This is a genomic window from Streptomyces sp. NPDC006314, assembly GCF_040613075.1.
Lineage (GTDB): Bacteria > Actinomycetota > Actinomycetes > Streptomycetales > Streptomycetaceae > Streptomyces.
In genome coordinates this window covers 228841-253109 of record NZ_JBEXRL010000009.1, presented here as the reverse complement: position 1 = coordinate 253109, position 24269 = coordinate 228841, and the positions used below count along the sequence as shown (strand labels likewise).

Below are 24269 nucleotides of genomic sequence, written 5' to 3'. Positions count from 1 at the left end.
GGCATGACGGACCGTAGAACCGAACTCGCCGAGAATTTGGCGAAAGTGGAGGAGCGCATCACCGCCGCGTGCGTGGCGGCCGGACGGGGGCGGGAGGAGGTGACCCTGATCGTGGTCACCAAGACCTACCCGGCCAGCGATGTGCGGATCCTGTCGGAACTCGGTGTGCGCCATGTCGCCGAGAACCGCGACCAGGACGCGGCACCGAAGGCGGCGGCCTGCGCGGATCTGCCCCTGAAATGGCACTTTGTCGGCCAGTTGCAGACCAACAAGGTGCGCTCCGTGGTCGGTTACGCCGATGTCGTGCAGTCCGTCGACCGTTCCCGGCTCGTCACCTCCCTGTCGAAGGAAGCCGCGCGGGCCGGGCGCGAGGTGGGCTGCCTCATCCAGGTCGCGCTCGACGCGGGTGCGAGCGGCAGGGGCGAGCGCGGGGGCGTGGCCCCGGACGGAATCGAAGAGTTGGCCGCCCTCGTCGCCGAGGCGCCCGGGCTGCGGCTCGACGGCCTGATGACCGTGGCTCCGCTCACCGGGGAGTACGCGGGGCGCGAACAGGCGGCATTCGAGCGGCTCATGGATTTGTCGACTGACCTGCGCCGAGCCCATCCGGCTGCAACCATGGTGTCGGCAGGGATGAGTGCGGACCTCGAACAAGCCGTGGCCGCCGGGGCGACACATGTGCGCGTCGGCACTGCGGTACTCGGAGTCCGCCCCAGGCTCGGGTAACGTCGCCAGGAAGTCGGACCACAGCAGAAAATATGGTCAATGCCCATGAAGGCGGGCATAACGACCACGTGGATCGCGGGCACTTGGCAGTCGTCAGTCGATCCACCACAGAGCGGAGGACTCAGAGCATGGCCGGCGCGATGCGCAAGATGGCGGTCTACCTCGGCCTCGTGGAGGACGATGGGTACGACGGCCGCGGATTCGACCCCGATGACGACTTCGAGCCCGAATTGGACCCGGAGCCCGAGCGGGACCACCGACGGCACGAGTCGTCACACCAGTCGCATGGTGCACATCAGTCCCAAAGGGACGAAGAGGTGCGAATCGTGCAACCGCCCGCGCCGCGCGAACCGGTGGCCCGTTCGACTTCGCTCGCCGCGGAATCGGGGCGCCCGGCGCGGATCGCGCCCGTGGCGTCCATCACACAAGAACGTCAGTCCCTGGAGAAGAACGCACCGGTGATCATGCCCAAGGTTGTGTCGGAACGAGAGCCGTACCGGATCACCACGCTTCACCCGCGGACCTACAACGAGGCCCGTACCATCGGGGAACACTTCCGTGAGGGCACCCCGGTGATCATGAATCTGACTGAGATGGATGACACAGACGCGAAGCGACTTGTCGACTTTGCGGCCGGTTTGGTGTTTGGTCTTCACGGCAGCATCGAGCGGGTGACGCAGAAGGTGTTCCTGTTGTCTCCTGCTAACGTCGATGTCACGGCGGAGGACAAGGCCCGCATCGCAGAGGGCGGGTTCTTCAACCAGAGCTGAGAAGCACAACCGGATCGAAGTACGGAAGAGCACGGAGCAGGGGAGAGGGAAGCGCAGGCCATGAGCGTGTTCGCACTGGTGGTCCACACCGCGCTACTGGTGTTCCTCGTCGTGCTCATCTTCCGGCTGGTCATGGACTACGTGTTCCAGTTCGCCCGCTCGTGGCAACCCGGCAAGGCGATGGTGGTCGTACTGGAGGCCACCTACACTGTCACCGATCCACCGCTGAAGCTTCTGCGGCGGTTCATTCCGCCGCTGCGTCTCGGGGGCGTGGCGCTCGACCTGTCCTTCTTCGTACTGATGATCATCGTCTACATTCTCATCTCCCTCACGAGCCTCGCGAGATGAATGTGGACGATACGGTCTTGCCGACTGCCGATGACTACGTTGAGGTGAAGAGATGCCGTTGACCCCCGAGGACGTGCGGAACAAGCAGTTCACGACCGTCCGCCTCCGAGAAGGCTATGACGAGGACGAGGTCGATGCCTTCCTCGACGAGGTCGAAGCCGAACTGACCCGTCTGCTCCGCGAGAACGAGGACCTGCGCGCCAAGCTGGCCGCGGCCACGCGCGCGGCCGCGCAGAACCAGCAGAACATGCGCAAGCCCCCGGAGCAGGACCAGCAGCATCCTCAGCAGCAGGGCATGCGAGGCCCCGGCCAGCCGGTGCCCGCCGGCATATCGGGCCCGCCGCAGCAGCAGATGGGTGGCCCCATGGGTGGCCCGCCCCAGCTGCCGAGCGGTGCCCCGCAGCTGCCCGCCGGTCCCGGCGGCCAGGGCGGTCCGCAGGGTCCCGGCCCCATGGGTCAGGGTCCGATGGGTCAGGGCCCCATGGGCGGTCAGCCGCCCATGCAGCAGCAGATGGGTGGCCCGATGGGCGGCCCTATGGGCGGTCACATGGGCGGCCCCGGTCAGGGCCCCGGTGGCGACAGTGCCGCCCGTGTCCTCTCGCTGGCCCAGCAGACCGCCGACCAGGCGATCGCCGAGGCCCGCTCCGAGGCCAACAAGATCGTCGGCGAGGCCCGCAGCCGCGCCGAGGGTCTGGAGCGTGACGCCCGTGCCAAGGCCGACGCCCTGGAACGGGACGCGCAGGAGAAGCACCGCGTCGCCATGGGCTCCCTGGAGTCCGCCCGCGCCACGCTGGAGCGCAAGGTCGAGGACCTGCGCGGCTTCGAGCGCGAGTACCGCACGCGTCTGAAGTCGTACCTCGAGTCCCAGCTCCGTCAGCTGGAGACCCAGGCCGACGACTCGCTGGCCCCGCCGCGCACCCCGGCCACCGCGTCCCTGCCGCCGTCCCCGGCGCCTTCCATGGCCCCGGCCGGCGCGAGCGCCCCGTCCTACGGCGGCGGCAACCAGACGATGGGCGGAAACCCTGGTCCGTCCGGCCCGTCCTACGGTGGTCAGCAGCAGATGACCCCGGCCATGACCCAGCCCATGGCCCCGGTCCGTCCGCAGGGTCCGTCCCCGATGGGTCAGGCTCCCTCGCCGATGCGCGGGTTCCTGATCGACGAGGACGACAACTGAGCACCGGGCACGGTGAGTAGTACGCCATAGGCGTCGGCAGCGTTCAGGGCGTGGCCCCGGGTTTCGATCCGGGGCCGCGCCCTTTCCACGCGGGTTGAGACGTGGGTGCCGGGCGGGGTGATCCCCTGGGGGCGCGGGGAACCGCGCGCTTCCACTGCACCTACCCCGCACGAGAAGAAGGACCCGGCCTCCAAGACGGAGACCGGGCCCTTCACAGAAGGCCGGCGGGCTCAGGCCTTACGCAGCCGGAACGACAGCGACAGCCCCTCGTCGGTGAACGGCTCGCCATACGTGTCGTCGGCCTCACCCTGGCCGAAGTCGGTCGACAAGACCTCGTCGGCGATCAGCCCGGCGTGCTCGGTGAGGGCCGCGAGGACCGCCGGGTCGGTCGAGGTCCAGCGCAGCGCGATCCGGTCGGCCACGTCCAGGCCGCTGTTCTTGCGGGCCTCCTGGATCAGCCGGATCGCGTCACGGGCCAGGCCGGCCTGCCGCAGCTCCTCGGTGATCTCCAGGTCCAGGGCGACCGTGGCCCCGGAGTCGGAGGCCACCGACCAGCCCTCACGCGGGGTCTCGGTGATGATCACCTCGTCGGGGGCGAGGGCGACCGTCTCCCCGCCGACCTCCACGGACGCCGTGCCCTCACGCAGGGCGAGGGACAGCGCGGCGGCGTCGGCGGCGGCGACGGCCTTGGCCACGTCCTGCACCCGCTTGCCGAACCGCTTGCCGAGCGCGCGGAAGTTGGCCTTGGCCGTCGTGTCCACCAGGGAGCCGCCCACCTCGGAGAGCGACGCCAGGGAGGAGACGTTCAGCTCCTCCGTGATCTGGGTGTGCAGCTCCGTGTCCAGGGACTCGAAGCCGGTGGCGGCGATCAGGGCACGGCGCAGCGGCTGACGGGTCTTGACGCCAGACTCCGCGCGCGTGGCGCGGCCCAGCTCCACCAGCCGGCGGACCAGGACCATCTGCTGCGACAGCTCCGGGTCGATGGCGGAGAGGTCCGCCTCCGGCCAGGGGGCCAGGTGCACGGACTCCGGCGCCCCGGGGCTGACCGGGACCACCAGGTCCTGCCACACCCGTTCGGTGATGAACGGGGTGATCGGGGCCATCAGCTTGGTGACGGTCTCCAGCACCTCGTGCAGCGTGCGCAGCGCGGCCTTGTCGCCCTGCCAGAAGCGGCGGCGCGAACGACGGACGTACCAGTTCGACAGGTCGTCCACGAACGCGGACAGCAGCTTGCCGGCGCGCTGGGTGTCGTACGCCTCCAGCGCCTGCGTCACCTGGTCGGTGAGCGCGTGCAGCTCGGACAGCAGCCAGCGGTCCAGCAGCGGACGCTCGGCCGGGGCCGGATCCGCCGCACCGGGCGCCCAGTTCGACGTACGGGCGTACAGGGCCTGGAAGGCGACCGTGTTCCAGTACGTCAGCAGCGTCTTGCGGACGACCTCCTGGATGGTGCCGTGGCCGACCCGGCGGGCCGCCCACGGGGAACCGCCGGCCGCCATGAACCAGCGCACCGCGTCCGCGCCGTGCTGGTCCATGAGCGGGATCGGCTGCAGGATGTTGCCCAGGTGCTTGGACATCTTGCGGCCGTCCTCGGCCAGGATGTGCCCCAGGCAGACCACGTTCTCGTACGACGACTTGTCGAAGACGAGGGTGCCGACGGCCATGAGGGTGTAGAACCACCCCCGGGTCTGGTCGATCGCCTCGGAGATGAACTGTGCCGGGTACCGGCTCTCGAACAGCTCCTTGTTCTTGTACGGGTAGCCCCACTGTGCGAACGGCATCGAACCCGAGTCGTACCAGGCGTCGATGACCTCCGGCACGCGCGTGGCCGTCTTGCCGCAGCCGTCGTGACGGCAGGCGAAGGTGACCTCGTCGATGTACGGGCGGTGCGGGTCGAGGCCCGACTGATCGGTGCCGGTCAGCTCGGTCAGCTCCGCGCGGGAGCCGACGCAGGTGAGGTGGTCGTCCTCGCAGCGCCAGATCGGCAGCGGGGTGCCCCAGTAGCGGTTGCGGGACAGCGCCCAGTCGATGTTGTTGTTCAGCCAGTCGCCGAACCGGCCGTGCTTGACCGTCTCCGGGAACCAGTTGGTCTTCTCGTTCTCCTGGATCAGGCGGTCCTTGATCGCCGTCGTACGGATGTACCAGGAGGGCTGTGCGTAGTAGAGGAGCGCGGTGTGGCAGCGCCAGCAGTGCGGGTAGCTGTGCTCGTACGGCAGGTGCTTGAAGAGGAGGCCGCGCTGCTGAAGATCCTCGGTGAGCTTTTCGTCGGCCTTCTTGAAGAAGACGCCGCCGACCAGCCGGACGTCCTCCTCGAAGGTGCCGTCGGGGCGGACCGGGTTGACCACGGGCAGGCCGTAGGCGCGGCAGACCTTGAGGTCGTCCTCACCGAAGGCGGGGGACTGGTGGACCAGACCCGTACCGTCCTCGGTGGTGACGTACTCGGCGTTCACGACGAAGTGCGCCGGAGCCGGGAACTCCACCAGCTCGAACGGACGTTGGTAGGTCCAGCGCTCCATCTCGGCGCCGGTGAAGGTCTGGCCGGTGGTCTCCCAGCCCTCGCCGAGCGCCTTGGCGACGAGCGGCTCGGCGACGACGAGCTTCTCCTCGCCGTTGGTCGCGACGACGTAGGTGACCTCCGGGTGCGCGGCGACCGCCGTGTTGGACACCAGGGTCCAGGGGGTCGTCGTCCACACCAGGAGCGCGGCCTCGCCGGCGAGCGGACCGGAGGTGAGCGGGAAACGGACGTACACGGACGGGTCGACGACCGTCTCGTAGCCCTGCGCCAGCTCGTGGTCGGACAGGCCGGTGCCGCAGCGCGGGCACCAGGGGGCGACACGGTGGTCCTGGACCAGCAGGCCCTTGCCGAAGATCTCCTTCAGCGACCACCAGACCGACTCGACGTACTCGGGGTCCATGGTCCGGTAGGCGTCGTCCAGGTCGACCCAGTAGCCCATGCGGGTCGTCAGCTCGGCGAAGGCGTCGGTGTGCCGGGTCACCGACTCGCGGCACCTGGCGTTGAACTCGGCGATGCCGTACGCCTCGATGTCCTGCTTGCCGGAGAAGCCCAGCTCCTTCTCGACGGCGAGCTCGACGGGCAGGCCGTGGCAGTCCCAGCCGGCCTTGCGGGCCACGTGGTAGCCGCGCATGGTGCGGAAGCGGGGGAAGACGTCCTTGAAGACACGCGCCTCGATGTGGTGGGCACCGGGCATGCCGTTGGCGGTGGGCGGCCCCTCGTAGAACACCCACTCCGGGCGGCCCCCGGACTGCTCCAGGCTCTTGGCGAAGATCTTCTGCTCGCGCCAGAAGTCGAGCACGGCGTGCTCAAGAGCGGGCAGGTCGACCTGTGCGGGCACCTGGCGGTACGTCGGCGCTGTCATCTGCGAGCATCCTCCAACGGACTTGCTGCCTTCCGTCGGAGGGACGAGAGCCTTCGTTCCTGTCTACGCCGTGTGCGGCGCGCTCCCGCGGTACCACCCTCCTTGGCCCCCCGTCGCGCCGCACGCGCCGGTGAGCCCCCTCATTGGGGTCGCGAAGCCGGTTCTACTCGCCTCCGCCTGTCGGCCTCGGCTTTCTTCCGGCGGCTCCGGGGTGATCTTCACGTCGCGCTCACCCCCGGGCTCACACCGTCCCCGGGTCGCTCTCGGCTGCGTACGCCGCTACTCGTCCCCATCCACGCTTTTCGCTCCGCCCAGTGTACGGCGCCGCGCGGACAGCGGCGGACCGGTTTTCCGTGCGGTGGGTGCGGCGGCCACGTGACCGGCCGGGATGACCCGAATGGCGAGGGTGCGGGCGCACGGGTCCGGGCACGCCCGGCTCGGCGGATTACCCGGCGGGGAGCTGGGCACAACGGATGCAGGTCCGCTGCGCGGGGGTGCGGGCGGGCGAATCGGGCGGTGCGCCCCGTTGCCGCGGGGCTCAAGTCGATTTATCGTCCCAGCACGATTCGCGAGCAAGATCACAATATGTGAAGGGGCCGCGGCCATGGTGGCGAAGAAGACCGCCGTACAGCAGCCGGCGACCGGCCGGTCCAGGGGCGCGGCCGCCTCCGGAGGGACGGCCGCCTCCGGTGGCGAGGCCAAGGGAGCGGACGGGAAGAAGAGCACGCGCGCGGGTGCCACCTCGACCGGGCGGGCGGGGCCGGTGAAGGCGGCAATCAAGACGGCAGCCGAAAGGGCGGCGTTGAACGAGACGGCCGTCGACAGGACCGTGGCGGAGACGGCTGCCAGGAAGACCGCCGCCAGGAAGACCGCCGCCAGGAAGGCGCCGACGGAGAAGGCGCCGGCCAAGAAGACGATGGTGAAGAAGACGGTGGTGAAGAAGACGGCCGCTGAGGCGGCGACAAAGGTGAAGGCGGCGAACGCGGCCGCGAAGGAACCCGCCACGAAGGCACCCGCCGCGAAGCGGAAGGCTGCCGCCGAGAAGCCGGCCAAGAAGGCGGCGACGAAGGCGGTGGCGAAGCGGACGGCGGCCGGCGAGCCGGCCGCGGAGAAGGCAGCGGCCGGAAAGGCCGTCGCCAGGAGGGTCGCCGAGGAGAGGTCGGCGGCGAAGGGGGCGGTGAGGGGGGCGGTGAGGGGGGAGGCGACGGCGGAGAAGGCACCGGCCGGGAAGGCCGTCGCCAGGAAGGTCGCCGAGGAGAGGTCGGCGGCGAAGGGGGCGGTGACGGAGGAGGCGACGGCGCAGAAGGCCGTCGGCGAGCAGGCGGGCGGCGAGGGGGCCTCCACGGAGGCGGCCGCGAAGAGCACGGCCAAGAAGGCGGGCGCGGCGCGGGCCGCGAAGCAGACGGGAGCCACGACAGTGGTTGCGAAGAAGACTCCTGGCACGGCCACGGCGGAGACCGGCGTTCCCAAGGCACGGGTCGGCGCGGCGGAGCCAGGCGAGCTGGCGGTGCGTCCCGGCGAGGACCCCTGGACCCCGGAAGAGGTCGCGGAGGCCCGCGCGGAGCTGCAGTCCGAGACGGAGCGGCTGCGGGAGGAGATCAGCTCGTCGGAGGCGTCACTCGTCGGCCTCATGCGGGACTCCGGGGACGGCGCGGGCGACGACCAGGCCGACACCGGCACCAAGAACATCACACGCGAGCACGAGATGGCGCTGGCCGCCAACGCGCGCGAGATGCTGATCCAGACCGAACGGGCCCTGGAACGGCTGGACGCGGGCACCTATGGCCTGTGCGAGAACTGCGGGAACCCCATCGGCAAGGCCCGGATGCAGGCCTTCCCGCGAGCCACCCTGTGCGTGGAGTGCAAGCAGAAGCAGGAACGCCGCTCCTGAGCATGAGGGCCCCTCGGGGTGTGCCGTAGTCTCGTCCTCAGTCAGGCACCTAGGTTGAGGGACTCACGTGGCAGAGGCGGAGCGGATCATCGGTACGCCGGACACCCCGGACGACGACGGCGAGCAGGTGGCGGTGGCCGGCGCGCCCGCCGGGGCCGGGGCGTCCGGGGCCGGGACGTCCGGCGCGGGCGCGCAGCAGACGCCGGCGCAGCAGCGGGCCGGACGCGGGCGCCGGATCGCCGTGCTGTTCGCGGTGGCCGCGTTCGCGTACGCCCTCGACCTGATCAGCAAGATGCTCGTGGTCGCGAAGCTGGAGCACCACGCGCCCGTCCGGGTCGTCGGGGACTGGCTGGAGCTGCACGCCATCCGCAACCCGGGTGCGGCCTTCGGCTTCGGCGCGGCCTTCACGATCATCTTCACGCTCATCGCGGCCGCTGTGATCTTGGTGATCATCCGGTTGGCCCGCAAGCTCTACAGTTTCCCCTGGGCGATCGCGCTCGGACTCCTGCTCGGCGGCGCGCTCGGCAACCTCACCGACCGCATCTTCCGGGCCCCCGGGATCTTCAAGGGCGAGGTCGTGGACTTCATCGCGCCCAAGGGCTTCGCGGTGTTCAACCTCGCCGACTCGGCGATCGTGTGCGGCGGCATCCTGATCGTCCTGCTGTCCTTCCGCGGTCTGGACCCGGACGGCACGGTCCACAAGGACTGAGGTCAGGGCTTTATCCACAGGCTCGTTCGGTGCCCTGCGCCCCGTCCGGCATACTCGACGGGTGAGCACGATTCCCGAGATCCGTACCCTGCCCGTGCCCGACGGCCTGGAGGGCGAGCGCGTCGACGCCGCCATCTCCCGCATGTTCGGCTTCTCCCGCACGAAGGCCGCGGAGCTGGCCGCCGCCGGCAAGGTCCAGGTCGACGGCGCGGTGGTCGGCAAGTCCGAGCGGGTGCACGGCGGCGCCTGGCTCGAGGTCGAGATGCCGCAGGCGCCCGCGCCGGTCCAGGTGGTCGCCGAGCCGGTCGAGGGGATGGAGATCGTGCACGACGACGACGACGTGGTCGTCATCGTCAAACCGGTCGGCGTGGCCGCGCACCCCTCGCCGGGCTGGTCCGGCCCCACCGTCATCGGCGGTCTCGCGGCCGCCGGCTACCGGATCTCCACCTCCGGTGCCGCCGAGCGCCAGGGCATCGTGCACCGCCTCGACGTCGGCACCTCCGGCCTGATGGTGGTCGCCAAGTCCGAGTACGCGTACACGTCGCTCAAGCGCCAGTTCAAGGAGCGCACGGTCGACAAGCGCTACCACACCCTGGTCCAGGGCCACCCGGACCCGACGAGCGGCACGATCGACGCCCCGATCGGCCGCCACCCGAACCACGACTACAAGTGGGCGGTCACAGCCGAGGGCAAACCCTCGGTGACCCACTACGACCTCGTCGAGGCCTTCCGCGCCGCTTCCCTGCTGGACGTGAAGCTGGAGACCGGCCGCACCCACCAGATCCGTGTCCACATGGCCGCCCACCGCCATCCGTGCGTCGGCGACCTCACCTACGGCGCGGACCCGACCCTCGCCAAGCGGCTGCGCCTGACCCGCCAGTGGCTGCACGCCGTGCGGCTCGGCTTCGAGCACCCCGGGGACGGGCAGTGGGTGGAGTTCGCGAGCGACTACCCCGAGGACCTGCAGAAGGCCCTCGAGCAGGTCCGCGAGGAGACGTACGCGTGAGCACGCCGTACACCGTCCGGGTCGCGGAGGACCCCGCCGACCGGGAGGCCTGCTTCGCGGTCCGCAAGCAGGTGTTCGTCGTCGAGCAGGGCGTCGCCGAGGACATCGAGTACGACGCCTACGACACCGTCGCCGTGCATGTGCTCGCGGTCCGCGAGGACGGCCTGCCGCTCGGCACCGGACGGCTGCTGTACGGCGAGGCGGCGGCCGCGAAGACCGGCGGGGACCCGGCGGTGGGCTCCCTCGGGCGGCTCGCGGTCTCCCCGGAGGCGCGCGGGCTCGGGGTCGGCGCGGCCCTGGTGCGGGCGATCGAGGACGCGGCACGCGCCCGCGGCCTGACGGCCGTGGATCTGCACGCGCAGACCCACGCCCTGGGCTTCTACGAGCGTCTCGGCTACGCGGCGTACGGCCCGGAGTTCCCGGACGCGGGCATACCGCACCGGGCGATGCGCCGGGCCCTGTAGCAGCACGCGGTCCCGCCGGGCGGATGGCAGGCTTGAGGCCTGCCGTGTGATCGTCTACCCCCGGAGTGCCGTCCGTGGATCAGTTGGCTCTGCTGTTCGTCCTGCTGCTCGGGGCCCTGGTGAGCGTGCCGGTCGGCGACCGGTTCGGGGTGCCGGCACCGGTGCTGATGACGCTGTTCGGCGGCGTCCTGGCGGTGGCCGACTTCGTGCCCAACGTGGACATCCCGCCCGACCTGATCCTGCCCGCGCTGCTGCCGCCGCTGCTCTACGCCGCCGTACGCCGGACCTCCTGGCGGCAGTTCGCGGCCAACGTCCGCCCGATCTTCCTGCTGGCCGTCGCCCTGGTGTTCGTGACGACGGTATGCGTGGCGTTCGTCGCCAACGCGATCGTGCCCGGACTGCCGATGGCCGCCGCCATCGCCCTCGGCGCCCTGATCGCGCCGCCCGACCCGGTCGCCGCGACAAGCGTCGCCGGACAGCTCGGACTGCCGCGCCGCCTGGTGTCGATCCTGGAGGGCGAGGGGCTCTTCAACGACGTCACCGCCATCGTGCTGTACCACGTGGCGATCGCAGCCGCCGTGAGCGGCACGTTCTCGCCCTGGCGGGCCGGCCTGGACCTCGTGCTGTCCGCGGTCGTCGCGGTGGTCGTGGGTCTGGCGCTGGGCTGGGGCGCGAACCGGCTGATGGACCTGCTGGGCGACCCGACCCTCCAGATCGGCATGACCCTGCTGGTGCCGTACGCCTCCTACGTGCTCGCGGAGAAACTGCAGGGCTCCGGGGTGCTCGCCGTGCTCACCACGGCCCTCTTCCTGGCCGAGTACGCCACCGACGCCGACGACGTGATGACCCGGCTCGCCGGGCACACCTTCTGGGACATCATCGACACCCTCGTCACGGGCGTCGCCTTCGGGCTGATCGGCCTGGAGCTGCACAACGCCATCCGCACGGCCCAGGGGCGGTGGGGCGAGATGCTCGGCTGGGCTGCCGCCGTCGTGGGCGTGGTGGTCGTCGTACGGCTGCTGTGGCTGCTGCCCGCCACCTGGCTGACCAAGCGGCTGCACGCCCGCCGGGATTACGACGAGGAGATCCCGGTGAGCTGGCGGGAGACCGTCGTGATGTGGTGGTCAGGAATGCGCGGGGTGGCCTCCGTGGCGCTGGCGCTGGCCGTTCCGCTGAAGACCGGCGACGGCGCACCGTTCCCCGACCGGGACGAGATCATCTTCATCGCCTTCGGGGTGATCGTCGCCACGTTGGTACTGCAGGGGCTGACGCTGCCGTGGCTGGTCAAGCGGCTGGGGGTGCAGTCCGACTCCGAGCGGGAGAAGGAGTTCGAGAAGGAGCTGGCGGTACGGGCCGCGAAGGCGGCGAAGCGCCGGCTGCGGGAGATCGAGCAGGTGGAGGAGCTGCCCGAGGAACTCTCCGAGCAGATGCTGCGGCGGGCCTTCGACATCGGGATCCGGATCAGTCCGGACATGGGGGAGGAGGAACGGCGCGAGGCACAGCATCAGCGGGCCAAGCGGCTGAAGCGGGTGCGGCGCATCCAGGGCGAGATGCTGAGCGCCGCCCGGCACGAGGTGCTGGCGGCGCGGAGCGAGCCGGGGGCGGATCCGGAGATCGTGGACCGGGTGCTTCGGCATCTCGATGTGCGCAGTCTGCGGTGATCTCACACCCGCCCTCAGCCGTGGCGGCCGTCACCCCCGGCCGGTGCGGGGGAATTCGTAGGCCTTGCGGAGCGAGGAGCGGTCGGGGGACGGGACCCGGTACGGCGGCAGCACCGCGTCCGAGGTGTTGACCCGCGGGAGCGCGTAGGGGTGCTCCGCCGACAGCCAGCTGATCATCTGCTCGCGGACCGTGACCCGTACCGTCCAGATGTCGTCGGCGTCCTTCGCGGTCACCAGGGCACGCACCTGGATGGTGTTCGGGGTCGTGTCCGTCACCTGCAGGCCGCAGGCGCGCCCGTCCCAGGCCGGGCACTCGCGCAGGATGTCGCGCAGCTTCTCGCGCATCGCCTCGATGGGCGCGCTGTGGTCGAGATGCCAGAAGACGATGCCGGTCATCTGCGGGGTGGCACGGGACCAGTTCTCGAAGGGTTTGGAGGTGAAGTACGACACCGGCATGGTGATCCGGCGCTCGTCCCAGGTCCGTACCGTCAGGAACGTCAGGGTGATCTCCTCGACCGTGCCCCACTCGCCGTCCACGACGACCGTGTCGCCTATGCGGACCATGTCACCGAAGGCGATCTGCAACCCCGCGAACAAGTTCGACAGTGTCGACTGGGCGGCCACACCGGCCACGATGCCCAGGATGCCGGCGGAGGCCAGCAGCGAGGCACCGGCCGCGCGCATCGCCGGGAAGGTGAGCAGCATCGAGGCGATCGCCACGACGATGACGATCGCGGACACCACCCGCATGATCAGCTCGACCTGCGTACGCACCCGGCGGACCCGGGCCGCGTCCCGGTGGGCGCGGGCGTAGCGGCTGTAGGAGGTCTCGACGATCGCCGCGGCGATCCGGATCGCCAGCCAGGCGGCGGAGCCGATCAGCACCAGGGTCAGCGTCCGGCCGATGCCGGCCTCGTGCCGGTCCAGCAACTGCGCCTGGTCGTACGAGCCTCTGAGCAGGGCGGCGCACAGGACGAGCTGGTAGGGGATGCGGCCGCGCCGTAGCAGCTCCCACAGCGGGGTGTCGGGGTTGCCTTCATCGGCCTTGCGCAGCAGCCGGTCGGTGGCCCATCCGATGGCCACCGTGAGCAGCACCGAGCCGCCGAGAACGATCAGGGGGCGGAGTATGTTCTCCATGCCTCCGCGCCTAACCCGGCTTCCGGACCGATGAACATGTGTGTTCTTGGCTCGTCTGGGTATGGCCGCGGTGCGGCTGTGCCTCTCCCTCCTGGCACCATGGCCTCATGAACATCATGCTCTTTCACTCGACCTACGGGCTCGTGCCCGCGGTGCGCGAGGCCGCGGACCGGCTGCGCGCGGCGGGCCACGAGGTGTGGACGCCGGACCTCTTCGAGGGGCGCACGTTCGGCACCGTCGAGGAGGGCATGGCGTACAAGGAGGAGCTGGGCAAGGAGGAACTGCTCAAGCGGGCCGTGCTGGCGGCGGCGCCCTACTCGGACCGGGGGCTCGTGTACGCCGGGTTCTCGCTCGGCGCCTCCATCGCCCAGACCCTCGCCCTCGGCGACGACAAGGCGCGCGGGCTGCTGCTCCTGCACGGCACCTCGGACATCGCGCCGAGCGCGCAGGTGGACGGGTTGCCGGTGCAGCTGCATGTGGCCGAGCCGGACCCCTTCGAGACGGACGACTGGCTGAGCGCCTGGTACCTGCAGATGGGCCGGACGGGCGCCGACGTGGAGATCTACCGGTACGCCGGGGCCGGGCACCTCTACACCGACCCCGCACTGCCGGACTACGACGCGGAGGCCGCCGAGGCCACCTGGCGGGTGGCGCTCGGCTTCCTCGACAGCCTGTAGCGAGCGGTTACACCGGGTCGTAGGCCCGCTCGATCTTCTGCGTGCCGCTGCGGGTGCGGTACGAGCGCACCCACTCCGCGGTGGCGTGCGCGTCGGCGCGGTCGGACAGGACGTAGTAGTCCATCTGCGCGCGGTCGGCGGTGATGTCGAGCACGCCGTAGCCGTGCCGGTCGGTGTCCACCCAGTGGACATGCCGGTTGGCGGCCTTGATGACCGGCGCGGCGACCGCCGAGACCGCGCCCTCGGGGACCTTCACGATGTCGTCGAGGTTGTCGGACGTCACCGAGGTGATCACGAACTCGGTGGCCGCCGAGGCGGAGAGCGGGTACGTCCCGGCGTCGACCGGCACGTCGTTGGCCCACGCCATGTGGATGTCACCGGTCAGGAAGACGGTGTTGCCGATCGCGTGGGAGCGCAGGTGGTCCAGCAGCTCGCGGCGGTCGTCGGTGTAGCCGTCCCACTGGTCGGTGTTGGCGGCGATGCCCTCCTGCGGCAGCCCGAGCAGTTTGGCGAGCGGCTTGAACAGGTCGGCGGAGAGGGAGCCGAAGGAGAACGGCGAGATCATCACCGAGTTGCCGACCAGCCGCCACCTGGTGTCGGAGGCCTGCAGACCGGCCTTCAGCCAGTCGAGTTGGGCACGGCCGGTGAGCGTGCGGTCCGGGTCGTCCACCGAGCCGCTGGCCGTGGCGGCCTGCTGGGAGCGGAAGGAGCGCAGGTCCAGCAGGGACAGGTCGACGAGCTTGCCGAAGCGCAGCCGCCGGTAGGTGGTGCCGGCGATCGCCGGGCGGACCGGCATCCACTCGAAGTAGGCCTGCTTCGCGGCGGACTGACGGGACGTCCAGCTGCCCTCGGTGCCCTCGGTGTGGTTGACCGCGCCACCCGACCAGGCGTTGTCGGCGAACTCGTGGTCGTCCCAGATCGCGATGACCGGTGCCTTCAGGTGCAGCGCCTGCAGGTCGGGGTCAGTCTTGTACTTGGCGTGCCGGATGCGGTAGTCGGCGAGCGTGAGGATCTCGTTCGCGGGTGCGTGCGGGCGTACGACCTTGCCCCGGGCCGCGTACTCGCCGGACTTGTACTCGTAGATGTAGTCGCCGAGATGCAGCCATGCGTCGAGGTCGCCGCGCGCCGCGAGGTGACGGTAGGCGGAGAAGTAACCCGCCTCCCAGTTGGCGCAGGAGACCACGCCGAAGCGCAGGCCGGACACGGCCGCGTCCGCCGCCGGCGCGGTGCGGGTGCGCGCCACCGGGGAGTCGGTGCCGCCGGCCGAGAAACGGAACCAGTAGTCGGTTGCCGGCTCCAGGCCGCGGATGTCGGCCTTCACGGTGTGGTCGGAGGAGGCCGTCGCGGTGGTGGAGCCCTTGGCGACGATGGTGGTGAACGTCTTGTCCCTGGCGACGACCCAGCTCACCTCGGTGTCCGGGCCGAGCCCGGAGCCGGGTACCGCCTCCGGGGTGGGGGTCACCCGGGTCCACAGCAGGATGCCGTCGGACAGCGGGTCACCGGAGGCGACGCCGTGCAGGAAGGCGGGGGCGTCGGTGGCCGCGTGGGCCGGGAGCGCGGTGGCCAGGGGAGCTGCGACGAAGGCAGCGCCGGCGGTCGCCGCCGCGGCCTTGACGACCGTACGGCGGCTGGGCGAAGGGGAGTTGAGGGGCTGGGACGCCTCGAATGATCTGTATCGACTGGTCACGACCGATCAGGTTACTGATCGGTACGCGCGAGGGCGGGCGAACTCCGGAAGTTCGCCCGCCCTTCACGTGGAGGGCGGTTTCCGACGACTCGTCAGGTCACCCCTTGAGGGCCGCGCCCACCACCCGGTTGAAGTCGGCCACCGTCAGCAGCGGGGTGTCCTGGTTGTCGGCGGTGAGCTTCTTGCCGTCCATGACGAAGCCAGGAGTGCCGGTGACGCCGTCCTTGTTGTCGTCGAACGTCTTCGACATGGCCATCGCCCAGGCGTCGTAGGTGCCGTTCGTGACGGCGTTCCGGAACTTGGTGTTGTTCTTCAGCGCCGGGACGGAGTCGGCGACCTTGACGAGGTAGTCGTCGCTCTTGAACTTGTCGTCCGCCTCCTGCGGGTGGTACTTCGCCGAGTAGAGCGCGCTCTTGTACTCGAGGAAGGCCTCCGGGGAGATGTTCAGGGCGGCTCCGAGGGCGCTCAGCGCGTTCTTGGAACCCTCGCCGCCGTTCCTGTCGAGGAACGTGGCACCGATGAACTGGATCTTGAACTTGCCGTCGTCGAGGTCCTTCTTCACCGTCGGCCCGACGGCCCGCTCGAACTGGGCGCAGACCGGGCAGCGCGGGTCCTCGTAGATCTTGAGGGTCTTCTTGGCGGTGTCCTTGCCGATGACGACCGTGGTGCCCTTCGTCCCCGTGGTGTGGGCCGGGGCGGTGACCTTGGCGTCCTTCAGACCCTCCCAGTAGCCGGGCTTGGCGGCCTGGACGACGGCGTAGCCGATGCCGCCGGCCGCGGCCAGCACGGCCACGACCGAGGCGGCCACGATGACCTGTCGCTTGGCCTTGTCGCGCTTGGCCTGCCGCTCGCGCTCCTGGCGCAGCCGCTCCCGGGCCGCCGTCTTCTCCGTCTGACTGTTCCGCTTGCTCATATTGGTGATCTCCATGTGGGACGCGCACACGTCGTACGCGGGATACGTGTGGGGGACTGCTTGTGCTCAGGCGGATGCCGGTGAGCACGGCGGTCCACGCCGTCCCAGGGAGTGCACGAGGAGCCGGTCGCGCGCGACGGCCGGCCGCGGGGCCGGGCGCGGCAGCCGGCGGGCCGGGGACGACCGTGCGGAGACGGCGGCCACGGCCAGCAGCAGCGGCCGGAAGGTGGTCGCGGCGACCGCGCGCAGCAGCTGGGTCAGGGCCCGCTCACCCCGCCGCAGAGAGGCAGCCGCGAGGAGCCCCACGCAGACGTGCGCGGCGAGCAGCAGCCAGGCGGCGGCCGGGCTGGCGTGCGCGAGGACGGCCTCGGCGCCGCGGCCCGGGGCACCGGCCATCTGGGCCAGTGGGGCACCCACGGCACCGCCCTGGCACAGCACGTCGAAGCCGAAGGTGCGCAGCGGGCCCGCGACCGGGCCGCCCGCCCTGCCGTAACAGGCGTGCTGCCCCGTGGTGAACACCGTGTCGGCGGCCAGCTCCAGCGGGATCAGCAGGGCCGCGATCCGGCCGAAGCCGCGCTCGCGGCCCGCCAGCGCGTACGCGGTGACGAACACTGCGGCGGCGACCGCGGCGACGGTCGCCAGCGGCAGAGGAGCCCGGGACAGCAGTACGTGCGACGCGGTGCTGAGCGTCACGACGAAGGCCGTGAACAGCGCCGCGCGCACGGCTCTGAGCTGGATCCCGGATATGTCCATGGCGAGAGGAGAGTCTGTCACGTAGGCGAGTAAGGGACCCCTAAAGGGTGCCTGTGAGTGCGCGAGGGTTACAGCCCGGGAATCCGGCCGTTGCGGAACAGGTCCAGGAAGATCTGGTGGTCGGCACGCGCCCGTGCGCCATAGCCGTGCGCGAAGTCCACCAGGAGCGGTGCGAAGCCCTCCTCGTCCGCCGCGAGCGCCGCGTCGATGGCCCGCTCGGTGGAGAACGGCACCAGGGACTCGCCGGACTGGTCGTCGGCCGCCGCGTGCATGGTGGCGGTGGCCCGGCCGAGGTCGGCGACGACGGCCGCGATCTCCTCCGGGTCGTCGATGTCGCCCCAGCCCAGGTCGACCGCGTACGGCGAGACCTCGGCGACCAGCTGGCCCGCGCCGTCCAGCTCCGTCCAGCCCAGCCACGGGTCGGCGTGCGCCTGCAGGGCGCGCTGGGAGATCACCGTGCGGTGGCCCTCGTGCTGGAAGTACTCCGCGATCGCCGGGTCCGTGATGTGCCGGGAGACGGCCGGGGTCTGCGCCTGCTTGATGTAGATCACGACATCGTTCTCCAGGGCGTCGCTGTGGCCCTCCAGCAGGATGTTGTACGACGGCAGGCCCGCCGAGCCGATGCCGATGCCCCGGCGGCCGACCACGTCCTTCACGCGGTACGAGTCCGGGCGGGCCAGCGAGGAGTCCGGCAGCGTCTCCAGATAGCCGTCGAAGGCGGCCAGCACCTTGTAGCGGGTCGCCGCGTCGAGCTCGAGGGAGCCGCCGCCGGGCGCGAAACGGCGCTCGAAGTCGCGGATCTCGGTCATCGACTCCAGCAGCCCGAAGCGGGTCAGCGAGCGGGCGTCACGCAGCGCGTCCAGCAGCGGGCCCTGCGCGGTGTCCAGTGTGAAGGGCGGCACCTCGTCGCTCTTGGCGCCCGTGGCCAGCGCGCGGATGCGCTCGCGGTAGGCGGCCGCGTAGACCGTCACCAGCTCGGTGATCTGCTCGTCGCTGAGGGCCTTCGCGTACCCGATGAGCGCGATCGAGGCCGACAAGCGCTTCAGGTCCCAGGTGAAGGGCCCGACGTAGGCCTCGTCGAAGTCGTTGACGTTGAAGACCAGGCGGCCGTTGGAGTCCATGTACGTGCCGAAGTTCTCGGCGTGCAGGTCGCCGTGGATCCACACGCGTGAGGTGCGGTCGTCCAGGTACGGGCCGCCGCGCTTCTCGGCGTCGAGGTCGTGGTAGAAGAGGCACGCCGTACCGCGGTAGAACGCGAAGGCGGAGGCCGCCATCTTGCGGAACTTCACCCGGAACGCTGCCGGGTCGGCGGCCAGGAGCCGGCCGAAGGCGGTGTCGAACACGGCGAGGATCTCTTCGCCGCGCTGCTCGTCGTTGAGCTCGGGGACCGACATCGCGGGGTGCCTCCTGGTGCGGGACGGGTGGTGCATGAACGTGCATGAAGGGGTACGGCAGCGCTTCCGCCGTCTTCAACGGGCGACGCCACGCGGGAGTGCCCGGTTCCCGTATGAAGGTACGCGGATGCGGCCCGCGCGTGTCAGTGCCGGGGCATAGACTTCGACGCTGTCCCCCAGACTGTCCGCAGCCGGTCGGAAGATCGCCGACGGTCGCCCGCCCGTCACGCGACCACCGCCCCCCAGCGAGGCGCCTCGCGCCGCACCTGTTTGACTTCGGAGGCCGAAACCGTGTCGAAGCCGCCCTTCACGCACCTGCACGTCCACACCCAGTACTCGCTGCTGGACGGTGCCGCGCGGCTCAAGGACATGTTCAACGCCTGCAACGAGATGGGCATGACGCACATCGCCATGTCCGACCACGGCAACCTCCACGGGGCGTACGACTTCTTCCACTCCGCGAAGAAGGCCGGAATCACCCCGATCATCGGGATCGAGGCGTATGTCGCCCCCGAGTCCCGGCGGAACAAGCGCAAGATCCTTTGGGGCCAGCCGCACCAGAAGCGGGACGACATCTCCGGTTCGGGTGGTTACACCCACAAGACGATGTGGGCCGTGAACAAGACGGGCCTGCACAACCTCTTCCGCCTCTCCTCGGACGCCTACGCCGAGGGCTGGCTGCAGAAGTGGCCCCGGATGGACAAGGAGACCATCGCCCAGTGGTCCGAGGGCATCGTGGCCTCCACGGGCTGCCCCTCCGGCGAGGTGCAGACCCGGCTGCGCCTCGGCCACTTCGACGAGGCCCTGAAGGCCGCCGCCGAGTACCAGGACATCTTCGGCAAGGACAAGTACTTCCTGGAGCTGATGGACCACGGCATCGACATCGAGCGCCGGGTCCGTGACGGCCTGCTGGAGATCGGCAGGAAGCTCGGCATCCCGCCGCTGGTCACCAACGACTCCCACTACACGTACGCGCACGAGGCGGGCGCGCACGACGCCCTGCTGTGCATCCAGACCGGCAAGAACCTCTCCGACCCGGACCGCTTCAAGTTCGACGGCACCGGCTACTACCTGAAGTCCACGGACGAGATGTACGCCATCGACTCCTCGGACGCCTGGCAGGAGGGCTGCGCCAACACGCTCCTCGTCGCCGAGATGGTGGACACCACCGGCATGTTCCAGAAGCGCGACCTCATGCCCAAGTTCGACATCCCCGAGGGCTACACCGAGGTCACCTGGTTCCAGGAGGAGGTCCGCCGCGGCATGGAGCGCCGCTTCCCGGGCGGCGTCCCCGCGGACCGCCAGAAGCAGGCCGAGTACGAGATGGACGTCATCATCTCGATGGGCTTCCCGGGCTACTTCCTCGTGGTCGCCGACTTCATCATGTGGGCCAAGAAGCAGGGCATCGCGGTCGGCCCCGGCCGAGGCTCCGCGGCCGGCTCGATCGTCGCCTACGCCATGGGCATCACCGACCTCGACCCCATCCCGCACGGCCTGATCTTCGAGCGGTTCCTCAACCCCGAGCGCATCTCGATGCCCGATGTCGACATCGACTTCGACGAGCGCAGGCGCGTCGAGGTGATCCGGTACGTGACCGAGAAGTACGGCGCCGACAAGGTGGCCATGATCGGCACCTACGGCACCATCAAGGCCAAGAACGCGATCAAGGACTCCGCGCGCGTGCTGGGTTACCCGTACGCGATGGGCGACCGCATCACCAAGGCGATGCCCGCCGACGTCCTCGGCAAGGGCATCCCGCTGTCCGGCATCACCGACCCCGGCCACCCCCGCTACTCGGAGGCTGGCGAGGTCCGCTCGATGTACGAGAACGAACCGGACGTGAAGAAGGTCATCGACACCGCGCGCGGCGTGGAGGGCCTGGTCCGGCAGATGGGTGTGCACGCGGCCGGCGTGATCATGTCCAGCGAGACCATCACCGAGCACGTCCCGGTCTGGGTGAGGCACACCGACGGCGTGACCATCACCCAGTGGGACTACCCGAGCTGTGAGTCGCTCGGCCTGCTGAAGATGGACTTCCTGGGCCTGCGCAACCTCACGATCATGGACGACGCGGTCAAGATGGTGAAGGCCAACAAGGGCCTCGACATCGACCTGCTGTCCCTGCCGCTCGACGACCCCACGACCTTCGAGCTGCTCCAGCGCGGCGACACCCTCGGCGTCTTCCAGTTCGACGGCGGCCCCATGCGCTCGCTGCTGCGGCTGATGAAGCCCGACAACTTCGAAGACATCTCCGCCGTGTCGGCCCTGTACCGGCCGGGCCCGATGGGCATGAACTCCCACACGAACTACGCCCTCCGCAAGAACGGGCAGCAGGAGATCACGCCGATCCACCCCGAGCTGGAGGAGCCGCTCAAGGAGGTCCTGGACGTCACCTACGGCCTGATCGTCTACCAGGAGCAGGTGCAGAAGGCCGCCCAGATCATCGCGGGCTACTCGCTCGGCGAAGCCGACATCCTCCGCCGCGTGATGGGCAAGAAGAAGCCCGAGGAGCTGGAGAAGAACTTCGTCATCTTCCAGGCCGGCGCCCGCAAGAACGGCTACAGCGACGAAGCCGTCCAGGCGCTCTGGGACGTGCTGGTCCCCTTCGCCGGTTACGCGTTCAACAAGGCGCACTCCGCCGCGTACGGGCTGGTGTCGTACTGGACCGCCTATCTGAAGGCGAACCACCCCGCCGAGTACATGGCGGCCCTGCTGACCTCCGTCAAGGACGACAAGGACAAGTCGGCGGTCTACCTCAACGAGTGCCGCCGCATGGGCATCCGCGTGCTCCCGCCGAACGTCAACGAGTCCGAGGCGAACTTCGCCGCCCAGGGCGACGAGGTGATCCTCTTCGGCCTCTCCGCCGTCCGCAACGTCGGCACCAACGTGGTCGAGTCGATCATCAAGTGCCGCAAGGCGAAGGGGAAGTACGCCTCCTTCCCCGACTACCTCGACAAGGTCGAGGCGGTGGTGTGCAACAAGCGCACCACGGAATCGCTGATCAAGGCCGGCGCCTTCGACTCTATGGGCCACACCCGCAAGGGCCTCATGGCCCAGTACGAGCCGATGATCGACAACGTGGTCGCCGTCAAGCGCAAGGAGGCCGAGGGACAGTTCGACCTCTTCGGCGGCATGGGCGAGGAGACGAGCGACGAGCCCGGCTTCGGACTCGACGTGGAGTTCGCCACCGACGAGTGGGACAAGACCTATCTGCTCGCCCAGGAGCGGGAGATGCTCGGTCTGTACGTCTCCGACCACCCGCTCTTCGGCCTGGAGCACGTGCTCTCCGACAAGGCGGACGCGGGCATCGCCCAGCTCACCGGCGGCGAGCACGCGGACGGCGCGGTCGTCACCATCGGCGGCATCATCTCGGGCCTGCAGCGCAAGATGACCAAGCAGGGCAACGCCTGGGCGATCGCCACGGTGGAGGACCTCGCCGGCTCCATCGAGTGCATGTTCTTCCCGGCGACCTACCAGCTGGTGTCGACCCAACTGGTCGAGGACGCTGTCGTGTTCGTCAAGGGCCGCCTGGACAAGCGCGAGGACGTGCCCCGGCTCGTCGCCATGGAGCTGATGGTCCCGGACCTGTCCAACGCGGGCACCAACGCGCCGGTGATCCTCACCATCCCCGCCGTGAAGGTCACCCCGCCCATGGTCAGCCGGCTCGGTGAGATCCTCAGCCACCACAAGGGCGACAGCGAGGTCCGGATCAAGCTCCAGGGTCCGCGCAAGACCACCGTGCTGCGCCTGGACCGGCACCGGGTCAAGCCCGACCCGGCCCTCTTCGGCGACCTGAAGGTGCTGCTCGGCCCGTCCTGCCTGGCGGGCTGAGCGGATGACGCGGGAAGGGGCGCACCCTGGGTGGGTGCGCCCCTCCTGTGTGCCCGGGCTGTCAATGCCCTTTAGTTGTGGCCGAAGCTCTTCTGCTTCTTACGAGCAACATCCGAGGGACTGCCCGGGACGTGCGCCATCGACGACTCGTGTTCCTCCGCCGGCGGACGCTGCGCGCGTTCCGGTGCGTGCTCGGTCTGCGAGGCGCGGTTCTGAGGGCCGGCCTGCTTGCGGTTCTTGTTCTTGGCCATGGTGATCTGCCTCCTGTGGGGGATCTAGGGGCCAGGGCCGGGACCAGATTCACATAGGCTGACATCAGTCGCATGTCGGATAATTACCGTGTGTGACAGGGCAGGTGGGCGAGCGGGAGCCGGAAACGCCACGCCGATGATCGAGTTCGGGCCGTTAACCCCCGTGCGGTCGGGCAGACTCGAAGGAAGTCCGAAGCAAAACCTCCCGGGAAGAGGGTGAGTCGCGTGGACCGCTGCATCGTCCTGGTGGACGCCGGGTATCTGCTGGGTGCCGCCGCCAGCCTCCTCGCCGGTGAGCCCTCGCGATCCCGGATCACCGTCGACCACCCCGCGCTGATCCAGGCCCTGCGCGAACGCGCGGAGTCGGAGACCGAGCGCCCGCTGCTGCGCATCTACTGGTTCGACGGCGCCCCCGACCGGGTCCCCCAACCGGAGCACCGCCGGCTGCGTGTGATGCCCCGGGTCACGGTCCGTCTGGGTGCTCTCACCCGCAGCGACGGGCGCTGGGCGCAGAAGGGCGTGGACGCGGCCATGCACGCGGAGCTGACCGAGCTGGCCCGCAACCGCGCCTGCTCCGACGTCGTCCTCGTCACCGGCGACGGCGATCTGCTGCCCGGCATGATGGCCGCCAAGGAACACGGCGTCGCCGTCCACCTCTGGGCGGTCCAGGCCGCCGACGGGGACTACAACCAGTCCGAGGACCTGGTCGCCGAGGCCGACGAGCGGCGCGTACTGGACCGCGCCTGGATCACCCAGGCCATCCGGGCCAAGGAGCTGACCGGCGTCTGCGCGCCGCCGCCCGCGACCCGCCCCGAGATCGCCGCGATCCTCTCGGCGCCGCTGCCCGAGTCCGCGCTCGCCGCCTCGGCCGAGCGGCCCGCCGAGCAGGGCACCCGCCCCCCGGCCGTCACCGCGGCCGAGAACGGCGCCCAGGAACGGGTCCCCGCCCCCAAGGGGGTCCCCACCCCCAAGGACCTCGCCGCGCTGCGCGCACCGGGCATCCAGCCGGCGCCGCACCCCGCGACGGCGACGCTGCGCTGGTCCTCCGACAAGGGCTGGGTTGACCGGCCGGGCGCGGTCGCCGAGCCGCCCGAGGTCGCCTCCATGCCGACGCTGGCCCAGCTCACCACGGCCGAGCAGCGGTGGGCCGACCGTGAGGAGGACATCACCACGGTCGGTGGCGACCCGTACGAAGTGGGTCAGGTGTTCGCCCGCCGCTGGATGTCACGGCTCGGCGACCAGACCCATCTGCAGAGGCTGTCGCAGATGTACCCGCGCATCCCGCACCGCATCGACGGGGAGCTGCTGCGGTACGCGGCCCGGTTCGGGCTGCTGGCGCACAAGGACGACCAGATCGATGAACACGACCGTTACGCCATTCGGGCGGGATTCTGGCGGGAGGTCGACGTTCCGGCCGCCGCCGAACACGCGGGCACGGGGGAGTGAGCGGGCCGGCGGGGGCGGCGGTGGGTTCGCCGTCGCGGCGGGATTTCTCACCGGTCCCGT

19 protein-coding genes are annotated in these 24269 nt (G+C 70.1%); 12 read left to right on the top strand and 7 right to left on the bottom strand.

Annotation, left to right across the window (positions count from 1 at the left end):
• Positions 1 to 3 precede the first annotated feature (3 nt).
• From ABZ079_RS19110 to ABZ079_RS19095, 4 genes are all read left to right on the top strand, one after another.
• On the top strand, positions 4 to 723 hold the full coding sequence (locus ABZ079_RS19110; RefSeq protein WP_356940592.1) for a YggS family pyridoxal phosphate-dependent enzyme: 720 nt from the start codon (positions 4 to 6) through the stop codon (positions 721 to 723).
• Between the two features lie 128 nt (positions 724 to 851).
• Positions 852 to 1493 carry a cell division protein SepF gene (gene sepF, locus ABZ079_RS19105; RefSeq protein ID WP_066992671.1) on the top strand — a complete coding sequence of 214 codons (642 nt, stop codon included), beginning with the start codon at positions 852 to 854 and terminating at the stop codon, positions 1491 to 1493.
• A 60-nt stretch (positions 1494 to 1553) separates the two neighbouring features.
• On the top strand, positions 1554 to 1841 hold the full coding sequence (locus tag ABZ079_RS19100; protein WP_353600731.1) for a YggT family protein: 288 nt from the start codon (positions 1554 to 1556) through the stop codon (positions 1839 to 1841).
• A 52-nt stretch (positions 1842 to 1893) separates the two neighbouring features.
• A complete protein-coding gene (locus tag ABZ079_RS19095; RefSeq protein WP_356940591.1) occupies positions 1894 to 3015 on the top strand; it encodes a DivIVA domain-containing protein in 1122 nt (373 codons plus the stop codon).
• 230 nt (positions 3016 to 3245) lie between these two features.
• Here ABZ079_RS19095 and ileS read toward each other — a convergent pair whose 3' ends face one another.
• Positions 3246 to 6389 carry an isoleucine--tRNA ligase gene (gene ileS, locus ABZ079_RS19090; protein WP_356940590.1) on the bottom strand — a complete coding sequence of 1048 codons (3144 nt, stop codon included), beginning with the start codon at positions 6387 to 6389 and terminating at the stop codon, positions 3246 to 3248.
• Between the two features lie 604 nt (positions 6390 to 6993).
• Here ileS and ABZ079_RS19085 point away from each other — a divergent pair.
• The 5 genes from ABZ079_RS19085 to ABZ079_RS19065 all read left to right on the top strand — a co-directional run bounded on the left by ABZ079_RS19085 (position 6994) and on the right by ABZ079_RS19065 (position 12120).
• Positions 6994 to 8280 carry a TraR/DksA C4-type zinc finger protein gene (locus ABZ079_RS19085; protein WP_356940589.1) on the top strand — a complete coding sequence of 429 codons (1287 nt, stop codon included), beginning with the start codon at positions 6994 to 6996 and terminating at the stop codon, positions 8278 to 8280.
• 67 nt (positions 8281 to 8347) lie between these two features.
• Positions 8348 to 8989: a signal peptidase II gene (lspA, locus tag ABZ079_RS19080; protein WP_356940588.1), complete on the top strand. Its 642-nt coding sequence runs from the start codon at positions 8348 to 8350 to the stop codon at positions 8987 to 8989.
• Positions 8990 to 9050: 61 nt separating this feature from the next.
• Positions 9051 to 9995 carry an RluA family pseudouridine synthase gene (locus ABZ079_RS19075; RefSeq protein WP_356940587.1) on the top strand — a complete coding sequence of 315 codons (945 nt, stop codon included), beginning with the start codon at positions 9051 to 9053 and terminating at the stop codon, positions 9993 to 9995.
• A complete protein-coding gene (locus ABZ079_RS19070) occupies positions 9992 to 10459 on the top strand; it encodes a GNAT family N-acetyltransferase (protein ID WP_356940586.1) in 468 nt (155 codons plus the stop codon). The genes ABZ079_RS19075 and ABZ079_RS19070 overlap by 4 nt, the downstream gene beginning before the upstream one ends.
• Positions 10460 to 10533: 74 nt before the next feature.
• Positions 10534 to 12120 carry a Na+/H+ antiporter gene (locus ABZ079_RS19065; RefSeq protein ID WP_356940585.1) on the top strand — a complete coding sequence of 529 codons (1587 nt, stop codon included), beginning with the start codon at positions 10534 to 10536 and terminating at the stop codon, positions 12118 to 12120.
• 30 nt (positions 12121 to 12150) lie between these two features.
• On the opposite strand, the gene ABZ079_RS19060 is transcribed toward ABZ079_RS19065, so the two are convergent.
• Positions 12151 to 13257: a mechanosensitive ion channel domain-containing protein gene (locus tag ABZ079_RS19060; RefSeq protein ID WP_356940584.1), complete on the bottom strand. Its 1107-nt coding sequence runs from the start codon at positions 13255 to 13257 to the stop codon at positions 12151 to 12153.
• A 107-nt stretch (positions 13258 to 13364) separates the two neighbouring features.
• Between ABZ079_RS19060 and ABZ079_RS19055 the strand changes: the two genes are divergently transcribed.
• Positions 13365 to 13934 (top strand): dienelactone hydrolase family protein, encoded by a 570-nt coding sequence (locus tag ABZ079_RS19055; protein WP_356940583.1) that lies wholly within the window; start codon positions 13365 to 13367, stop codon positions 13932 to 13934.
• 7 nt (positions 13935 to 13941) lie between these two features.
• Here the strand turns inward: ABZ079_RS19055 and ABZ079_RS19050 are convergent, their stop codons facing one another.
• The 4 genes from ABZ079_RS19050 to ABZ079_RS19035 form a co-directional block, all read right to left on the bottom strand.
• A complete protein-coding gene (locus tag ABZ079_RS19050; protein WP_356940582.1) occupies positions 13942 to 15621 on the bottom strand; it encodes an alkaline phosphatase D family protein in 1680 nt (559 codons plus the stop codon).
• Positions 15622 to 15718: 97 nt separating this feature from the next.
• The gene (locus tag ABZ079_RS19045; RefSeq protein WP_356940581.1) at positions 15719 to 16534 is read right to left on the bottom strand and encodes a thioredoxin domain-containing protein; all 816 of its coding nucleotides are present in this window, start codon (positions 16532 to 16534) and stop codon (positions 15719 to 15721) included.
• A gap of 66 nt (positions 16535 to 16600) precedes the next feature.
• Positions 16601 to 17287: a hypothetical protein gene (locus ABZ079_RS19040; protein WP_356940676.1), complete on the bottom strand. Its 687-nt coding sequence runs from the start codon at positions 17285 to 17287 to the stop codon at positions 16601 to 16603.
• Between the two features lie 68 nt (positions 17288 to 17355).
• Entirely contained in the window at positions 17356 to 18681 is a 1326-nt protein-coding gene (locus tag ABZ079_RS19035) for a DUF2252 domain-containing protein (RefSeq protein ID WP_356940580.1), read from the bottom strand.
• A gap of 291 nt (positions 18682 to 18972) precedes the next feature.
• Here ABZ079_RS19035 and dnaE point away from each other — a divergent pair, with 291 nt between their 5' ends.
• Positions 18973 to 22512 carry a DNA polymerase III subunit alpha gene (gene dnaE, locus ABZ079_RS19030; RefSeq protein ID WP_356940579.1) on the top strand — a complete coding sequence of 1180 codons (3540 nt, stop codon included), beginning with the start codon at positions 18973 to 18975 and terminating at the stop codon, positions 22510 to 22512.
• A gap of 71 nt (positions 22513 to 22583) precedes the next feature.
• Here the strand turns inward: dnaE and ABZ079_RS19025 are convergent, their stop codons facing one another.
• Complete coding sequence (locus ABZ079_RS19025; RefSeq protein WP_356940578.1) at positions 22584 to 22763, bottom strand: hypothetical protein; 180 nt, start codon at positions 22761 to 22763, stop codon at positions 22584 to 22586.
• A gap of 225 nt (positions 22764 to 22988) precedes the next feature.
• On the opposite strand from ABZ079_RS19025, the gene ABZ079_RS19020 reads away from it, so the two are divergent.
• Complete coding sequence (locus ABZ079_RS19020; RefSeq protein ID WP_356940577.1) at positions 22989 to 24209, top strand: NYN domain-containing protein; 1221 nt, start codon at positions 22989 to 22991, stop codon at positions 24207 to 24209.
• The last annotated feature ends 60 nt before the right edge of the window (positions 24210 to 24269 follow it).